This is a genomic window from Leisingera sp. M523 (assembly GCF_025141335.1).
Classification (GTDB): domain Bacteria; phylum Pseudomonadota; class Alphaproteobacteria; order Rhodobacterales; family Rhodobacteraceae; genus Leisingera.
Window position 1 is genome coordinate 3,115,747 of sequence record NZ_CP081036.1, and the last position, 15,631, is coordinate 3,131,377.

Below are 15,631 nucleotides of genomic sequence, written 5' to 3' on the forward strand. Positions count from 1 at the left end.
GATCAACGCCGCCGCGCCACCAAATAGCGGCCTGGCGTGTCCGCCGGGTAGTTGCCGGTCTCAATGATGTCGAACCCGGCCCGCTGCACTGCGGCCTCCAGGGTGCGGATGTCGATGAAATCCACATAACTGGGCGCATAACCCACAAGCCGCATCAGCGGAATCGCCACCTGAAACATCCGGTACTTCCAACTGCCCCGCATCTCTCCCAGGCAGGGGGTTTTGGAGATGAACAGCCCGCCGGGTGCCAGCCGCGCTGCCACACCATTCAGAACAACCTCCAGATCCGGCAGCAGATGCAACAGGTTATGCGCCAGCACCGCATCAAACGGCCCCTCCGGCGTCTCGCCAGCGCTGCTGCATTGAAACTCCACATTGCTGGCCCCAGCGTCCCACGCCCGCTCGCGGCCCACCTCAAGCATTGCTTCCGACAGATCGGTTGCAGTGATTTTGGAGACGCTGCGTGCCAGCTCAATCGCAGTGGAGCCGGTGCCGCAGCCCAGTTCAAGCACGCTGTCTTCCGGTTTCAAATAAGACCGGGTCCGTTCCAACGCATAGCGGTAAGCATCTTCGTCGCGGATCGCTGATTTGGCGTATTTCGGGGCGACCTTGTTCCAAAATCGGGCGTCGGCTGTCATCGCGGATCTCCTTGGTTGCCGGAACCCTACCCATGCAGGAACCACAGATAAATTGCCGAAATTCGCAAGTTCGTTATACATATTTGCATGAACAGCCCTGACTGGAACCACATTCGCGCCTTTCTCGCCACCGCTGAAACCGGCTCACTGTCGGCGGCAGCACGTCGGCTCGGCCTCACCCAGCCTACGTTGTCGCGCCAGGTTGCAGCCCTTGAGGCCGAGCTGGGCGTGCTGCTGTTCGAACGCCTGGGCCGCACCCTGGCCCTGACCGAGGCGGGGCACGAGCTGCACTCCCACAGCCGCAAGATGGGAGCGGCAGCCGATGGCTTGTGTCTGGCCGCCACCGGCCAGGCGCAATCTATCGACGGCACGGTGCGGATCACCGCCTCGGATGTGATGTCCGCCCATGTGCTGCCGCCGGTGCTGCACCAGCTTCGCCAGCGCGCGCCCCGGCTCACCATCGACGTGGTGGCCGCCAATGATATCCGCGACCTGATGCGGCGCGAGGCTGATATCGCCATCCGCCACGTCCGCCCCGAACAGCCCGAGCTGATCGCCCGTCTGGTGCAGGAAGCCACCGCCCACTTCTATGCCGCCGCCAGCTATCTGGAACGGCGCGGCCGCCCTGCATCAGCGGCAGCGCTGGCGGATCATGATTTCGTGGGCTTTGCCGATGTGGAGCGTTCCATCGCATTCATGGCGCCGCTGGGCATTCCCCTGACGCCTGACAATTTCCGTATCAAGTCCACCAGCGGGCTGGCCACGTGGGAACTGGTGAAACAAGGGTTTGGCATCTGTCCGATGATGGATAGCGTCGCAGCCGCCGCGCCGGAGGTGGAGCGCCTGCTGCCTGGCATGGAACCGATTGTTTTCCCGGTTTGGCTCACCACCCACCGCGAGCTGCACACCAGCCGCCGGATCCGGCTGGTGTTCGACCTGCTGGCGGAGTTCTTCTCCGCGAGGTGACGCATAGAGAGGGCAGCGCCCCAACAGGTGCGCTGCCCAAAAGTTTTACAGAAAACTTTTGCCAAGACTTTTCTTCAAAAGTCTTGGTCCCGCCTTAGCCCCGCAGGGTGCCGCCGGTGGCCTTGGTCACTTTGGCGATGATTTTGCCGCTCACCGCTTCAATGTCCTTTTCCTGCAGCGTCTTGTCGCTGGGCTGCAGCCGCACGGTGATCGCCAGCGACTTCTTGCCCTCACCCAAAGAACCGCCGATGAATTCGTCAAAAACGCGCACATCTGCGATCAGCGCCTTATCAGCCCCGGCTGCCGCATTGACCAGGGTCAGCGCCTCAACCTCTGCATCAACAACAAAGGCAAAGTCCCGCTCCACCGCTTGCAGGTCGCTGATATCCAGCGCCGGGCGGCTGGCACCGGATTTACGCGGCATCGGAATCTCATCCGGCCAGATGGTAAAGGCAACAGCCGCGCCTTTGATCCCCATCTCTTTCAGCACCTTGGGATGCAGTTCGCCAAACACGCCAAGGGTCTTTTTTGGCCCCAGGCAGATGCGGCCATGACGGCCCGGATGCCACCAGGACTGCGCTCCGCGCAGGATCTGCACCTTGGCCGGCGCGCCGATGGCTGCCAGAACCGCCTCAACGTCCGCCTTGGCATCGTAAAGATCGACAGCGCGCGAGGCGCCATGCACATCCTTTGGACCGGTGCGGCCGACCAGCAGGCCGGAAATCAGGTTGTGCTGCTCGCCCGGCTCACCGCCGTGGAAGGCGGGACCCGCCTCAAACAGGGCCAGATCCATGTAACCGCGCGCCTGATTACGTGCCGCCGCCTGCAGCAGGCCCGGCAGCAGCGCCGGGCGCATATGCGACATCTCGGTTGAGATCGGGTTCGCCAGCATGGTGGCATCGCCGCCGCCGCCGAACAGCGCAGCCGAGGGTTTGTCGATGAAGGTGTAGCTGACCACCTCGTTATAGCCGAGGCTGGCGCAGGTGCGGCGCGCCATTTGCTGACGGCGCTGCTGCGGTGTCATCACCGGCTTTGGGATACCGTCGGTCAGCCGCGGCAGCGGTTTGCCCTGCAGCTTGGTCAGAGAGGCAATCCGCGCCACCTCTTCCACCAGATCGGCCTCGCCCTGCACATCCGGGCGCCAGCTGGGCACATGCGCCATGTTGCCCTCCAGGCGGAAGCCCAGGCGGGTCAGGGTCTGGCGCTGGTCGCTTTCCGGTATTTCCATCCCCACCAGCGACTGCACCCGGCCGGAATCCAGTTTATAGGCGCGCGCGTGATCCGGCACGTCGCCGGCGATCACCACCTCGGACGGCTCACCGCCGCAGATATCCAGGATCATCTGCGTCGCGCGGTGCAGGCCCTCGATCGTGTACTCCGGGTCCACGCCGCGCTCAAAGCGGTAGCGCGCGTCGGAATTGATCTTGAGCGCCCGGCCCGCCATCGCGATCTGCACATGGTCCCAGAACGCGCTTTCCAGGAACACATCCACGGTTTCCTCAGTGCAACCAGTCTCTTCGCCGCCCATGATGCCGCCGATGCTTTCGGGGCCATTGGCGTCCGAGATCACCATCTGGCCCGCGCCGAATGTGTATTCCTTTTCATCCAGCGCCTTCAGCGTCTCGCCGCCTGCCGCGCGGTGGACGCGCAAGTCACCAGACACTTTGGCTGCATCAAACACATGCAGCGGGCGGTTCTGGTCGAAGGTGAAGAAGTTGGTCACATCCACCAGCGCCGAAATCGGGCGCAGGCCAATCGCCGTCAGCCGGTCCTGCAGCCATTGCGGGCTGGGACCGTTTTTCACGCCCTTGATCAGGCGGCCGGCAAACAACGGGCAGCCGTCCAGCGTGTCTTCGTCGATGGTCACTTTGATCGGGCTTGCAAAATCGCCCGGCACCGCCTCAAACGCGCGGGTTTTCAGGGTGCCAAGGCCGCGTGCCGCCAGGTCGCGGGCAATGCCGTAGACGCCCAGCGCATCGGGGCGGTTCGGAGTGATCGCAATCTCGATGACCGGATCGACCTTGGCCGGATCGTTCTCTGCCAGCCAGTCCACGAACTTGTCGCCGACTTTGCCCGAGGGCAGCTCGATGATGCCGTCATGCTCTTCCGACAGTTCCAGCTCGCGCTCGGACGCCATCATGCCATAGCTTTCCACACCGCGGATCTTGCCGACGCCGATGGTGATATCCAGCCCCGGAATATACATGCCCGGCTTGCAGACCACCACGGTGATGCCGGTCCGGGCATTCGGCGCGCCGCAGATGATCTGCAGCTCGCCCTCGTCGGTGTCGACCTTGCAGACCCGCAGCTTGTCGGCGTCGGGGTGCTTTTCGGCATGTGTCACATAGCCAAGTTTAAAGTCCTTCAGCGCGTCGGCTGGATTAACGACCCCTTCAACCTCAAGACCCAGATCGGTCAGAGTCTCGGTGATCTCGTCCACCGAGGCATCGGTGTCGAGGTGGTCTTTCAGCCAGGAAAGCGTGAATTTCATCGGTCGGGGACCCCTTGGCAGACATGCAGTTTGCCAGAGGCAATGACAAAGAATGCGCCAAGGTTCAAGGGCGCGAGCGTCCTTGCAGTCACGGATAGCTGGGAGTGCGCCCCAAAAGCTCGTCCAATTGCCGCCCGATCCAGCCATGCGGGATGAAATGGCCGCCCGGATGGGTATCCAGCACCACCTGCCCGCTCGCACAGTTCCGCCATTCGGTGCGGCTGAGTTTCAGGAAATCCACCACCTGCCAGTCGCCCGCCGCCTGCCCGGCGCCGCAGTCCAGCCTGGCGCGCCACAGCCCCATTGGCGCCGCCTGCCCGCCGGGACCGTCGTCGGGAAAGGGCATCACAGTATCGCTCACCCCGTGCACATGGCGCACCTCGCGCGGGGCCTCGGGGCAGGTCTCCCCCGGCGGAAACGCCCCGGCAATCCCCAGCAAAGCGGCCACATGATTGCCGCTCTCGCACACATACCGCCAGGCCATCGCCGAACCATAGGAATAACCCGAGACATAGACACGCCCCGCATCAACAGGGTAGCGCTTGGCCACGTCCCGCAGCACTTCGTTGGTGAAACCGACATCCCCGGTCTCCGGCGACCAGAAGTCCCAGGTCTTGCGCCGCCCGTTCGGCGTCACCAGCAGCACACCGCGCCGTTTGGTTGAGGCGCCGATCCGGCCGCTGCGCTGCGCATTGACCCCGGTCCGCGCCCAGCCGTGGAAATGCAGCAGCACCGGCAGCGGCGTGACCCCGTCCCAGCCCTCCGGCTCCATCACATGATAGGAACGGTCCCCGAGCTGGCAAGCCGTCTCGTCATGGCAGTCAGAGGGTTTCGACGGCCCCATGGCAGCAGCGGCGGAGGCCCATAGGAGGACGGCGGAGAAGGAAAGGGCTGTTCGGATCATTTGGCTGAGCCTAGCCAAGGGGGGGCAAGTGTCACGTCACAAGTTTGTGGGTTGCCAAGCCGCGCCATCGCCTGACCGCGGGGAGGCGATCCACCGGTAGTGTTTGGCAATTTATGCCGGCCAAGCCCGTTCGACGCCGAACTGGTGCGCTTGCGGCACCAAATCGCCTGCCCGTGCGGGCGGTCAGGCGATGGCGCGGCGGCCTCTCGGCCTTGGTTCCGCGCCTTAGGCCTGTGTTCGAACCCCACAGTCTCTTGGCGCTATCATTTCCATGGTACACGAAGCATCGCGCCGGACCCGACGGTGGGCGCGATGCGGGGCTGCGCCTCACCGAACAGTAACTGACTAACGCCTCAAGTCCTTGAGCTTCGCTTTGGTGTCCCAAAGGAGGTTGCGTCTCTGGTCTTCCGACTTTCTGCGTTTGATCCAACCCCACATCGCAAGAAGTAGGAAAACCTGCAACGGAAGCATCACAGCATATGAGTAGGCCATATGCACCCAATCAGGTGCGTATTCGATCAAGAGTACCCAGCCAAAGAAACCTAACAGGAACAGACCAACTGCATGCCAAAGCTTCAGCCTGTTTGAGCAATCCTTGAGCCATTCCATACAGCCAGACACGGAGAAACCTAAGAACGGCATTTACCGTGACAAACCGCCATGCAGCGCCGGCATGTCCAGGCTCTGGAAGCCGTAGTGCCGCAGCCAGCGCAGGTCGCTGTCGAAGAAGGCGCGCAGGTCGGGGATGCCGTATTTCAGCATCGCCAGACGGTCGATGCCGATGCCAAATGCAAAGCCCTGATAAATCTCCGGATCAATACCGCCGGCCGCGATCACCTTGGGGTGCACCATGCCGGAGCCAAGGATCTCCATCCAGTCGTCGCCCTCGCCGATCTTCAGCTGGCCGTTATCCCAAGAGCAGCGGATGTCGACTTCGGCAGACGGCTCGGTGAAGGGGAAATGCGAGGCGCGGAAGCGCAGCTCGACGTCGTCCACCTCAAAGAAGGATTTGACAAACTCCTCCAGCACCCACTTCAAGTTCGCCATCGAGATGTCCTTGTCCAGCGCCAGGCCTTCGACCTGGTGGAACATCGGCGTGTGGGTCTGGTCGTAATCGGCGCGGTAAACACCGCCCGGACAGATGATGCGCAGCGGCGCGCCCATCTTCTCCATCGAACGAATTTGCACCGGGCTGGTGTGGGTGCGCAGCACATGCGGCGGGCGGTCGTCGCCTTCCGCGCGGTGCATGTAAAACGTGTCCATCTCCGCCCGCGCCGGATGGTGGCCGGGGATGTTCAGCGCATCGAAGTTGTACCAGTCGGTGTCGATCCGCGGCCCTTCGGCAACGGAAAATCCGAGTTCGGCAAAGATCGCGGTGATCTCTTCCTGCACTTGGCTGATCGGATGCAGGCTGCCCACGCGGCGGGCGCGGGTCGGCAGGGTCACGTCCAGCCATTCGGTGCGCAGACGCTCATCCAGGGCGGCATCTTCCAGGCCCGCCTTCTTGGCCGCCAGGGCCGAGTTGATCTCATCCTTCAGCGCGTTCAGCGCCGGGCCTGCGACCTGGCGCTCTTCCGGGGTCATCTTGCCCAGCTCGCGCATCTTCAGCGCCACTTCGCCCTTTTTGCCCACGGCGGCAAGGCGGATCGCTTCCAGCGCGGATTCATCCGCGGCATCGGCAATCTGACCCAGATACTTGGCTTTAAGATCGTCCATCACGGCCCCTCGAATTCTGCTTGTGCCCTGCTACCACAAGGGCCGGCGAAAGCAAGAGGGCCAGGGCGTAAGCCCGGCGGGTGTGTCACCGCGCTGCTGTGGCGCGGCGACACCTTTGGCACAAACCGGTACCAGCTTTGAGACACGAAATTTGAATTTCTAACGGATTGTGCGGCGTTTTACGCCAGATCATCCAGTTCAAACCAGCCCAAATCCATAGAACCAGACGGTGTGATGAGGTCCGTGACCGCATCAGCAAAGGCGCGGGATTTGGCCGCGCGGTTCACCGATGCGGCCCAGCAGCTTCAGCGGTGCCGCTTCCTTCTCAGACAACTCAACTTCAGTACGCTCACCGTCCGGCTCATAGACGTCGCCAGAGCGGCGAATGCGGGACAGGACGGAATAAGTGGTCAGCTTGTCCATCACGCCGCCCCCGTAGCATTCTGGATCAGGAAGCCCGCGCGGCTGGCAACGATCTTCTCAGCCACCGTCTCGGCAGACCGCACGGGAACGCCGCCGCCCGCGCCGCTGCGGACTATGGTTACGCCGTCACCGTGGCCGAAGATGTTCACAAGGCCTAAATGTCTGCGCTTGGTTTTGCCTATGCCACGGTGCTCAGCACCAGCGCCATTACTGCAGGCTGAAGCTGCCGGCCCGGGCCCCGCGGCGGCCCCGGGCTGCGCCCTCCTGAATTTGCGGCTGCTTTATGGTATAGTTTCCCTGCATCTTTTCAGCAGCAGAACCGGAGGAGACAGTCATGGCGCATGTGGATTGGTACATCGAGGGCCGCAGCTTCGGGAACTGCAACTGCAACTATGGCTGTCCCTGCCAGTTCGAGGATCTGCCCACCCATGGCAATTGCACCGGGTTTGAGGTGATCCATATCGACCAAGGCCACTTCGGCGAAATCGACCTCGCCGGCACCCGCGCCGCCGTTCTTTACGCTTGGCCAGGCCCGATCTTCGAGGGCAAGGGCGCATTGCAGCTGATTGTCGACGACCGTGCCAGCGACGCCCAGCGCGAGGCGCTTTCCACCGTGATGCTTGGCGGCGAAACGGATGAGGAAGCCACCCATTGGTGGGTGTTCCGCGCCATGTGCGACACCGTGCATGACACGCTGGTTCAGCGGATCGACTACGAGGCCGACATCGAAAACCGCACCGCAAAAGTGGACGTCAAGGGCCTGCTGCACGCCACCGGCCGCCCGATCCAGGCCCCGCACGGCGGCGGCGAGCACCGGGTCCGCATCGACATCCCCGGCGGGATTGAGTTCACCCTGGCCGAAGTGGGCAGCGGTTCCAGCAAATCCACTGCCGCCATCCCGCTGGATCTGGAGGATACATACGGCCAATGGGCCATCATCCGCCACGGCCCGCACGGGGTTGCAGCCTGAGGCTGGAGATCAGGCCTTCAAACAAGCGGTGAATTTCGCATGTTTCTGTTCTGTGAAAACACCACCGGGACGCACTCCGGCAGCTTCTTCGGGTGTCATGAACTTGTACAGGTCGCCCTTGATACCAGCTTGTTTCCAGCAGGTTTCGATCTGCGCTTTGGTTATGCTGTCTGAAGCGGGCTGGGGCGTTACTGTGGCAGAACTTTGCACAGTGTTTTGACACCCCGCAGCCAGTGCCGCGAACATCATGCATATTGCCTTGATTTTCATAAGGTTCGTCCAATTTTGCTAATAATTTCTTCGCGCGCAAGTTATCGGGATCAGGTCGCCTGTCAACTTGGAAACCGGTGCCGCTGCCAGCCTGGAAAAGAAACTGGATTTGACAAAGGAACGTTGCACGTGCCGACCTAAAACTGATCCGATCTCCAGGTATCTATGATAACAAGAGACTGCGGGTCTCAACCCAGCCCATGCCGGTCCTCCTCGACCTTCCTCTTCCAGCGCTTCCGGTTGAACGGGTACAGGAACTGCCGCCAGTAACCGTTCGGCACCGTGTCCCCCGCCACGCCGTATTTTGATGGCCAGGCTTCCTCGGGTAAGTAATGGGTGCCGAACAGCCAGTCATAGAGTGGAAAATGCGAGGCATAGTTGATGTCGATCGCTGCCCGCTCGCTGCCGTGATGCCAGTGGTGATAGCGCGGCGTGACCAGGAACCGCTCCAGAAATCCCAGCTTCCAGCCGATATTGGCGTGGATGAAGCTGGAATAGAAATAGATGATCAGCAGATAGGCTTGGATCGCCTCTGGCTTGAAACCCAGCGTGAACATCGGCACCGCCGTCAGCCCGCGCAGCACCGCGATTTCGATGAAATGCATCCGCGCGCCCGCCAGCCAATCCATTTTCTTGGCCGAATGGTGGATGGCGTGGAAATGCCACAGCGCCGGAAAGGTGTGAAAGGCGCGGTGCACCCAGTACTGCACGAAATCCGTTGCCGCCATCACGATCAGCACCTGCACCGCAAACGGCAGATTGGTGATATGGGCGCGGATACCCTCCAGATCGGCGTTTGCATTGACATAGTTCGCCGGCGCCAGCGTCAGGAAAGTCAGCACCTGCACCAGCATTGAGCTGACCAGATAATAGAACATGTCCTCGCGCCATTCGGTGCGGAAAACCGTCTGCTCGCGCCGCGCTGCAAAGAACCGTTCCAGCGGCACAAACAAAAAGCCGACCAGCAGAACGTTGACAATGAAGTAATCCAGCCCGAAATACAGGCTCTGCGGAGTGCCGCCTGCGTGCTGCGGCTGCGCCGTCGCCATCAAAGAAGCCACAACCGACAAGCCCAGGGCAGCCCAGCCCAGCGCCTTCTGGCGGCTCAGGATCAGGCTCAGCAGCGACAGCGCATAGCCCGCCAGCAGTACAAAGCGCAGAAAGGCGGTGACATAGCCGCTGGAATGGATAAAGCCGAGCTGCGGATACGAGAACGTCTCGGGATACCAGCGCAGCAGCACCAGCAGCAGCCCGGTGAGCGCCGCCAGCAGCGCCATGGTTCCCGACAGCCAGCCGCTGCCCAAGGGCCGCGCCTCGCGCGGGGTTTCCAACTGCGCAATCACATCGCGGATGAACTTCATGGCTGCCTCACTCACCTCAATTCCGGCGCAACCTGCCACAATGCCGCCCGCAGTGCGATTAGGGAATTCAATAGGGAAAACCGCTGCCTGTTTACACCAGCCGGCGCATCATCGCCTGCAGCGCGTAGCGACTGGCATAGCCAAGATCGCGGGCGACCCGTTCCATCTCTTCGCCCCGCGCCTGTGCCCGCAATGCGATCTGGCAACGCAACCGCTCCCGCCACTGCCCGAAGCTGCGGCCGGTCTGCCGTTGAAATGCCCGGGTGAACGAGCGGCGGCTCATCCCTGCCAGCGCCGCCCAATGGTCAATTGTCCGGACACTGCCCGGATCCGCCATCAGCGCATCGCAAACCCGGCGCAACCGCCCGTCAGGCGGGTACGCCAAGGCCAGCGGCGTGTCTGGTGCAGCTTCCAATTCGATCAGGATCAGCTGGCTCAGATGATGCGCCCGGGGCGGCAACGGCCAGGGATTGCCCATCGCGCAAAGCGCCTCGATCAGGCCCGCCAGCAGCGGCGGGATAGTCACCGCACGGCAGGCGGCCATCGCCCCGGCGCCGGTTTCCGCCGGATCAATATACAAGGATTGCAACTGCACCTCTCCCACCATCCGGATCTCATGCAGCATGGCCGCAGGCACGATCAAACCAGAGCCCGCAGGCACCGCCCAACTGGTGCCGTCGGCCTCAGCCATCATCAGCCCGGCCACTGCATAAACCAGCTGGTGGCGCGGATGATCATGCCAGGTGGAGACATAGCCGTCTTTGTAGCCGCGCGCATAAGACGCCACTCCATGCGGCAGCAACTGCACAGCATCAGACGAAGACCACCCTCGCCGGCGGATATCCGCATTTTGGCCCATTTGATCCGAAACTGACCCCATTAGCGCAAAAGGGCAAGATATCCTGCAGCCAAAGGGAGGCCAGAGCATGCAGAAAATCACCGGCATCGAAACACTTGAGCACATCTACGGCACCCCGGTGCCGCGGTCGCTGAGCAAAGTCGCCACCCGTCTGACACCGCTGTACCAGCGCTGGATCGAGGCCTCCTGGTTCCTGGTGCTGTCTACCATCGGCCCTGAGGGCACCGACGCAAGCCCGCGCGGCGATGATGGCCCGGTGGTGCATATCGCGGACGCCTGCACCCTGTGGCTGCCGGACTGGCGCGGCAATAACCGGCTCGACTCGCTGCGCAACATCGTGCGCGACAGCCGTGTCAGCCTGATGTTCATGGTTCCGGGCGAAAACAATGTGGTGCGGGTGAACGGCACCGCATACCTGACCGCCGACGAAACCGCCTGCACCACCTTTGAACGCAAGGGACGGCGCCCGGCCACGGTGGCCGTGATCACCATAGACGAGCTGTATTTTCAATGCGCCAAGGCGATTATGCGTTCGCGCCTGTGGGATCAGGACCGTGAACGCCCGGAACTTCCCACCGCGGGCCAGTTTCTAAAGGAGCAGGAGGCCGGGTTCGAAGCCGAAGCCTATGACGAAGGCTATGCGGAATATGCGAAAGGCCGACTGTGGTAAGGGGCCGCTCCGAAACCAAGGGCAAAGGCGCTTTGCGGCAATGGCGTTTGTGGCTGGTGTAGTGAACCATCCCGGGATTCTTCGCATTTCGCGATCTTCCTGACCGGTCTGACGATTGGGACTTTCTCAGTCAATTGACAGGAGGTTTCCATGACAGAGGAGAAGATGACCCCGCTGCGTGCGCGGATGATCGAAGACATGCACATCCGGGGGATGGGCGACCAGGCGCAGAAATCACATATCCAGGCGACTAAGGATTTTGCGAAGTTTCTGCAGCGATCACCGGGCACTGCCACGCCAGAGGATTTGCGTGCCTAAAAGTTGGACATGACAGATACCTACCGTGTTGTTTCAGTCAACACATCACACCATGCAAGCCTGGGCAAAAAGCGTGTAATCCTCATCCATCGAAACGCTTTTTGCCCAGGCGATTTCATCAGAGCCGCCGTTCATTCGCAGCGCAGCGGATTCATCGAACGAGCCCGAAACCGACCGGTTGCTGATCCATGCCGGCCAAGGCAAGGGTGGCAAAAATCGCAAGGTCATGCTGTCACCGGGATTGCTGGATCTGCAGCACGACAATTAGCGGGAGGCGCGACCGGAGGGTTGGCTGTTTCCCGGCAAGCCGAAGGTCAACCCGATCTCATCGCGGCAACTGAACCGCGCCTTCGCCCCCGGCCAAACACACGGCAAGTGTTTCCAAACCTGCCACGCTGCATAGCTTGCGGCACAGTTCCGCCACCCGTCTGCTGGAGGTGAACACCGATGCGCCAAGTGCGGCCACCATCACATCGCCTATAACTCTTACAAGAACCGGTACTACCCGAAGTGCCAGGGGCCGGCGGCGCGCGGCTGGTTGGCAGCGCGGGCCGAAGACCTGCTGCCCTTGGCGGTACTTCCATATGGTCTGCGGCCTGCTGTTCCGCGTCTCGGCCGGATCGGTCATGACCCTCGCCGCAGGCCCCAAGCGCCCCGGCGCCCGCGCCGGAATGACCAGCGTGCTCCACACTTGGGGATCAGCGCTGGCGCATCATCCCCGCATCCGCATGATCACCCTCGATAGAGGCCTGTCACCGGACAGCACCCGGCGGCTGGCCTGCAAACCGGGTTTCCTTCTGCATCTGCGTGTCCTGCCCAGACTGTTCAGGCGCCTTTTCCTCGAAGGGCTGATGGAGTTGCACCGCACTGGCCAACTGGCCTTCTTCGGCGATTACATGGTGCTGGCAGACGCAAAGGAATTCGCCGCTCGGCTCCGAAAGACCAAATGGGCCGCTCACGCCAAACCACCCTTCGCGCACCCTGTCCGTGCTGCGGCGGCCCGATGCGCATCATCGATATCTTCCGGCGCGGTCAAAACCGATACCGCGCGCACCACCGAGGGAGCAGACCGCATCCACCAGACCATTGCGCCTGCGCAAGCCCCGCCTCCAGCCATCGGCGCGCTTTCCCCATAGGCTAATCCCAGGCCCGTGCGGCTTCCACTTTGGGAAGTTTTTCCAACGCAGGCCGAGGTCGCGCCGGGCCCCGCCCTAATACCACGGCCTGCACGGTGTTGTTGCAGACCTCTGGCGGGGCTGGACTGGCCCGTTCCCGATTACTCAACGCTGTGCCGCCGGTATAAGACCCTTGCCATTCAGATCCCGTATCGCCGTGCCGACGGGCCGCTGAACCCGCTTGTCCCCTCAGGCTCGAGTTGCCCAACAACGCCCATCGCAAGAGTGACTTTCGTGTTCTTTCAGTGCTTTCGAACTGAATTGGCTTCTACTTCTTGCTTTTAATCATCAACGTTCGTTCCTTGACTTTGCCGACAGCAATGACATCAGCTTCTTATTTCAGCACAACTCAAAATGTGGGCTCTCGTCTTTCCATGAATGCGGTGAGTGCCTCTGTAAATTCTTCGGATTTGATGCCCGCACCGAATTGCACGATCTCGCCGCGAACTCGATCTCTCAGATTTCCGGTCAGAGGTGCCTTCAGAAGGGCTTTTGAATTGATGACAGCGTTGGGTGGCTGTTTGACGAGAGCCATGACAGCTGGTTCCGCTGCCTGTGCGACTTCATCTGCAGGCAGAGCGTTGTTGACCAGGCCGAGAGTGACCGCCTCTTCGGCACCGAACATACCGCCCAGCAATATCAACTCGGCCGCCTTTGCGTGCCCGATTAACCGTGGAAGCAGATAGGATGCGCCGACTTCAGGTACCAGGCCGAGATTTACAAACGGAAGTTGGAACTGGGTGTCATTGGACGCGCAAATCAGATCGCAGTGCAGGAGCATGGTTGTTCCGATGCCGATCGCCAGACCCTCCACCCGCGCGACAATCGGTTTGGGAAACGTGACAAGTGCGTTGATAAACCGGGCCGCCGGCCAATCGTCACCGTCAACCAGTTTGCGAACAGTCGTCTATGTCATTCCCGCTTGTAAACGCGCGCCCCGCACCTCTGATCCAAACGGCCCGGATTGAGGCATCCGCCGCAGCTTCATCAAGCGCCTCACCCATCTTGAGATACGTGCCACTGCCTATCGCGTTCTTTTTTGCGGCACCGGGAATGTCAGGCGCAGGGCGGTGTCCAAGCGCTCGACAACAACACCTGCGGTATCGGTATTTTCAGCGCCCATGTTGCGGGGTCCTTGATCCTGGAGTGAAGTGGAAATGCTGCCCAACGTGCCAACGAGGCGTGTTGAGGGTCGCTGCGGGCAGATTGCCGAGCGGTGGCGGGCAGGCGTTGGCTTCGTCATGAAACCCGTCTGATTGCATGGTTTCGAAATGTGAATCTTGCGGGCGCAAATTTCTGCAACGGCGCCCTGACGCATTTAGCCGCGCTAGGCATTGGTATTGTGACGACTTGCCGCAAACACGCTGCTCATTGCGGAGACACATTGGCAACTTCTTTGCTTCATTCCAGCTATGCATATCAGCCCAGCCCCGGCTGATGGATCTGTTCTCTCGACAAACCGCTGGAAAGCGACAATAGTCCGTCCCCGCCCCCACCGAAAAGCGGCAGGTATGACAATTACAGATTTGGCAGCGCTGACCGACCCGCTTGAACTGGCAAGCATACTCATTGTGGACGATGAGCCGGGCATGCGTAATTTCCTGGTGAAAACCCTGCGCCCTCTGTGCCGGCTGGTGGATGAAGCCGAAAACACCGAAGCTGCCGCCGCCCTGCTCAACACCCGGCAATATGACGTGATGATTCTCGACAACATTATGCCTGGCCAGAAAGGCCTCGAATGGCTGGCGGAGCAACGCCGTGACGGCGGCTTTACCGACACCATACTGATCACTGCCTATGCCGATCTGCAAACCGCGATCGACGCCCTGCGCGCCGGTGCGTCGGACTTTATCCTTAAGCCATTCCGCTCGAACCAGATTCTGAATGCCCTGCGCCGCTGTCTGGAAACCGCCCGCCTAAAGCGGGAAAACATGCTGCTGCGCCGCGAGCTGGAAACCACCGGCGCCGGCCGCCGCCGCCGCCGCGAACTGGTCGGAACCTCCCCCGCAATTGCCCGGGTCTGCAGCACCCTGGACCGGGTCGCACAGGTTTCAACACCGGTGCTGATCACCGGCGCTTCCGGCACCGGCAAGGAGGTCGCCGCCCGCCACCTGCATATGCGCTCCAATCGCGCCGGGGCGCCCTTTGTGCCGGTGCAATGCGGCGCCATCCCGGCTGATGTGATCGAATACGAGCTGTTCGGCCATGCCCCCGGCGCCTTTCCCGGCGCCCCGGCGGGCCGCGAAGGGCTGCTGGCCTCGGCGCAGGGCGGCACTGTGTTCTTTGATGAAATCGGCGAGCTCAGCCCTTCGGCGCAAAGTACGCTGCTGCGGGTGCTGGAAGACGGGCGCATCCGCCCGATCGGCACCGAACGCACGGTGCAGCTTGATCTGCGCTTTGTGATGAGTTCCAGCCGCGCTTTGGCCGAGGCTGTGGACGCCGGGAGTTTCCGCGCCGATCTGCTGTTCCGCATCAACGTGATCGACATTGCGATGCCGCCCCTGCGCGAACGCGGCTCCGACATAATTGACCTTGCCGAACTGTTCCTGACTGAAATCGCCGCCCAGCTGCAGCTGCCGCCGCTGGCGCTGCCCGCCGGCGTCAAATCGGCTTTGCTGCGGCATGACTGGCCCGGCAATATCCGCGAGCTCAGGAACTTCATTGAACGCTCCCTGATCTTCGGCAGCTTCTCCCTGGACACCCTGGCGCCCGCCCGGCCCGCGGCCAGTATCCTGCCGCTGGAGGAGGTTGAACGCCGCGAGATCCTGCAGGCACTGGAGGCCGTTGGCGGCAACCGCAGCGAAGCGGCGCGGCAGCTGGGTGTCTCGCGCAAGACAATCGACCGCAAATGCGCGGCCTGGGGACTGTAA

At 61.8% G+C, this 15,631-nt stretch carries 18 protein-coding genes and 1 pseudogene; 8 read left to right on the forward strand and 11 right to left on the reverse strand.

The genetic code is table 11. From position 1 onward, the window contains the following. Positions 1-2: 2 nt before the first annotated feature. Complete coding sequence (locus K3557_RS15395) at positions 3-638, reverse strand: class I SAM-dependent methyltransferase (RefSeq protein ID WP_259994812.1); 636 nt, start codon at positions 636-638, stop codon at positions 3-5. Between the two features lie 87 nt (positions 639-725). Here K3557_RS15395 and K3557_RS15400 point away from each other — a divergent pair, with 87 nt between their 5' ends. Continuing rightward, complete coding sequence (locus K3557_RS15400) at positions 726-1,604, forward strand: LysR family transcriptional regulator (protein WP_259994813.1); 879 nt, start codon at positions 726-728, stop codon at positions 1,602-1,604. 94 nt (positions 1,605-1,698) lie between these two features. Here the strand turns inward: K3557_RS15400 and pheT are convergent, their stop codons facing one another. The 5 genes from pheT to K3557_RS15425 form a co-directional block, all read right to left on the reverse strand. After that, a complete protein-coding gene (gene pheT, locus K3557_RS15405; RefSeq protein WP_259994814.1) occupies positions 1,699-4,095 on the reverse strand; it encodes a phenylalanine--tRNA ligase subunit beta in 2,397 nt (798 codons plus the stop codon). A gap of 88 nt (positions 4,096-4,183) precedes the next feature. Further along, on the reverse strand, positions 4,184-4,999 hold the full coding sequence (locus K3557_RS15410; protein ID WP_259994815.1) for a PHB depolymerase family esterase: 816 nt from the start codon (positions 4,997-4,999) through the stop codon (positions 4,184-4,186). A 642-nt stretch (positions 5,000-5,641) separates the two neighbouring features. Beyond that, on the reverse strand, positions 5,642-6,715 hold the full coding sequence (gene pheS / locus K3557_RS15415) for a phenylalanine--tRNA ligase subunit alpha (RefSeq protein WP_237456778.1): 1,074 nt from the start codon (positions 6,713-6,715) through the stop codon (positions 5,642-5,644). Positions 6,716-6,967: 252 nt separating this feature from the next. Beyond that, positions 6,968-7,138 carry a hypothetical protein gene (locus tag K3557_RS15420; protein WP_259989834.1) on the reverse strand — a complete coding sequence of 57 codons (171 nt, stop codon included), beginning with the start codon at positions 7,136-7,138 and terminating at the stop codon, positions 6,968-6,970. Next, positions 7,138-7,287, reverse strand: a complete 150-nt coding sequence (locus K3557_RS15425) for a hypothetical protein (protein WP_259994816.1) — start codon at positions 7,285-7,287, stop codon at positions 7,138-7,140. The genes K3557_RS15420 and K3557_RS15425 overlap by 1 nt, the downstream gene beginning before the upstream one ends. Before the next feature lie 185 nt (positions 7,288-7,472). Between K3557_RS15425 and K3557_RS15430 the strand changes: the two genes are divergently transcribed. Next, a complete protein-coding gene (locus K3557_RS15430; protein WP_259989832.1) occupies positions 7,473-8,108 on the forward strand; it encodes a DUF1326 domain-containing protein in 636 nt (211 codons plus the stop codon). Between the two features lie 9 nt (positions 8,109-8,117). On the opposite strand, the gene K3557_RS15435 is transcribed toward K3557_RS15430, so the two are convergent. The 3 genes from K3557_RS15435 to K3557_RS15445 form a co-directional block, all read right to left on the reverse strand. After that, a complete protein-coding gene (locus K3557_RS15435; protein ID WP_259994817.1) occupies positions 8,118-8,378 on the reverse strand; it encodes a 50S ribosomal protein L20 in 261 nt (86 codons plus the stop codon). A 188-nt stretch (positions 8,379-8,566) separates the two neighbouring features. Further along, positions 8,567-9,739 (reverse strand): sterol desaturase family protein, encoded by a 1,173-nt coding sequence (locus K3557_RS15440; RefSeq protein WP_129369710.1) that lies wholly within the window; start codon positions 9,737-9,739, stop codon positions 8,567-8,569. 91 nt (positions 9,740-9,830) lie between these two features. Further along, positions 9,831-10,547 (reverse strand): helix-turn-helix domain-containing protein, encoded by a 717-nt coding sequence (locus K3557_RS15445; RefSeq protein WP_259999649.1) that lies wholly within the window; start codon positions 10,545-10,547, stop codon positions 9,831-9,833. A gap of 118 nt (positions 10,548-10,665) precedes the next feature. On the opposite strand from K3557_RS15445, the gene K3557_RS15450 reads away from it, so the two are divergent. Together K3557_RS15450 and K3557_RS15455 are read left to right on the forward strand one after the other, a co-directional pair. Continuing rightward, positions 10,666-11,268, forward strand: coding sequence for a pyridoxamine 5'-phosphate oxidase family protein (locus K3557_RS15450; protein ID WP_259989822.1), 603 nt, complete (start codon positions 10,666-10,668; stop codon positions 11,266-11,268). A gap of 150 nt (positions 11,269-11,418) precedes the next feature. Next, positions 11,419-11,586, forward strand: a complete 168-nt coding sequence (locus tag K3557_RS15455; protein WP_409201186.1) for a phage integrase N-terminal SAM-like domain-containing protein — start codon at positions 11,419-11,421, stop codon at positions 11,584-11,586. Between the two features lie 45 nt (positions 11,587-11,631). Here K3557_RS15455 and K3557_RS15460 read toward each other — a convergent pair whose 3' ends face one another. Continuing rightward, the gene (locus K3557_RS15460; RefSeq protein ID WP_259999717.1) at positions 11,632-11,814 is read right to left on the reverse strand and encodes a hypothetical protein; all 183 of its coding nucleotides are present in this window, start codon (positions 11,812-11,814) and stop codon (positions 11,632-11,634) included. A gap of 244 nt (positions 11,815-12,058) precedes the next feature. On the opposite strand from K3557_RS15460, the gene K3557_RS15470 reads away from it, so the two are divergent. From K3557_RS15470 to K3557_RS15480, 3 genes and pseudogenes are all read left to right on the forward strand, one after another. Then, a complete protein-coding gene (locus K3557_RS15470) occupies positions 12,059-12,331 on the forward strand; it encodes a transposase zinc-binding domain-containing protein (RefSeq protein WP_259999651.1) in 273 nt (90 codons plus the stop codon). Beyond that, entirely contained in the window at positions 12,213-12,722 is a 510-nt protein-coding gene (locus tag K3557_RS15475; protein ID WP_259994818.1) for a transposase, read from the forward strand. Before K3557_RS15470 ends, K3557_RS15475 begins: the two co-directional genes overlap by 119 nt. Positions 12,723-12,833: 111 nt before the next feature. After that, positions 12,834-12,953 (forward strand): annotated as a pseudogene (locus K3557_RS15480) (transposase); the annotation flags it as partial. A gap of 157 nt (positions 12,954-13,110) precedes the next feature. Here K3557_RS15480 and K3557_RS15485 read toward each other — a convergent pair. Continuing rightward, entirely contained in the window at positions 13,111-13,575 is a 465-nt protein-coding gene (locus K3557_RS15485) for an enoyl-CoA hydratase-related protein (protein ID WP_259994819.1), read from the reverse strand. A 697-nt stretch (positions 13,576-14,272) separates the two neighbouring features. Here K3557_RS15485 and K3557_RS15490 point away from each other — a divergent pair. After that, positions 14,273-15,631 carry a sigma-54 dependent transcriptional regulator gene (locus tag K3557_RS15490; RefSeq protein WP_259994820.1) on the forward strand — a complete coding sequence of 453 codons (1,359 nt, stop codon included), beginning with the start codon at positions 14,273-14,275 and terminating at the stop codon, positions 15,629-15,631.

Bases quoted from the DNA above. Each gene is read 5' to 3' on its own strand.
- K3557_RS15395 (WP_259994812.1), bottom strand. From the start codon at position 638: ATGACAGCCGACGCCCGATTTTGGAACAAGGTCGCCCCGAAATACGCC.
- K3557_RS15400 (WP_259994813.1), top strand. From the start codon at position 726: ATGAACAGCCCTGACTGGAACCACATTCGCGCCTTTCTCGCCACCGCT.
- pheT (WP_259994814.1), bottom strand. From the start codon at position 4,095: ATGAAATTCACGCTTTCCTGGCTGAAAGACCACCTCGACACCGATGCC.
- K3557_RS15410 (WP_259994815.1), bottom strand. From the start codon at position 4,999: ATGATCCGAACAGCCCTTTCCTTCTCCGCCGTCCTCCTATGGGCCTCC.
- pheS (WP_237456778.1), bottom strand. From the start codon at position 6,715: ATGGACGATCTTAAAGCCAAGTATCTGGGTCAGATTGCCGATGCCGCG.
- K3557_RS15420 (WP_259989834.1), bottom strand. From the start codon at position 7,138: ATGGACAAGCTGACCACTTATTCCGTCCTGTCCCGCATTCGCCGCTCT.
- K3557_RS15430 (WP_259989832.1), top strand. From the start codon at position 7,473: ATGGCGCATGTGGATTGGTACATCGAGGGCCGCAGCTTCGGGAACTGC.
- K3557_RS15435 (WP_259994817.1), bottom strand. From the start codon at position 8,378: ATGAAAATCAAGGCAATATGCATGATGTTCGCGGCACTGGCTGCGGGG.
- K3557_RS15440 (WP_129369710.1), bottom strand. From the start codon at position 9,739: ATGAAGTTCATCCGCGATGTGATTGCGCAGTTGGAAACCCCGCGCGAG.
- K3557_RS15450 (WP_259989822.1), top strand. From the start codon at position 10,666: ATGCAGAAAATCACCGGCATCGAAACACTTGAGCACATCTACGGCACC.
- K3557_RS15455 (WP_409201186.1), top strand. From the start codon at position 11,419: ATGACAGAGGAGAAGATGACCCCGCTGCGTGCGCGGATGATCGAAGAC.
- K3557_RS15460 (WP_259999717.1), bottom strand. From the start codon at position 11,814: ATGACCTTGCGATTTTTGCCACCCTTGCCTTGGCCGGCATGGATCAGC.
- K3557_RS15475 (WP_259994818.1), top strand. From the start codon at position 12,213: ATGACCCTCGCCGCAGGCCCCAAGCGCCCCGGCGCCCGCGCCGGAATG.
- K3557_RS15490 (WP_259994820.1), top strand. From the start codon at position 14,273: ATGACAATTACAGATTTGGCAGCGCTGACCGACCCGCTTGAACTGGCA.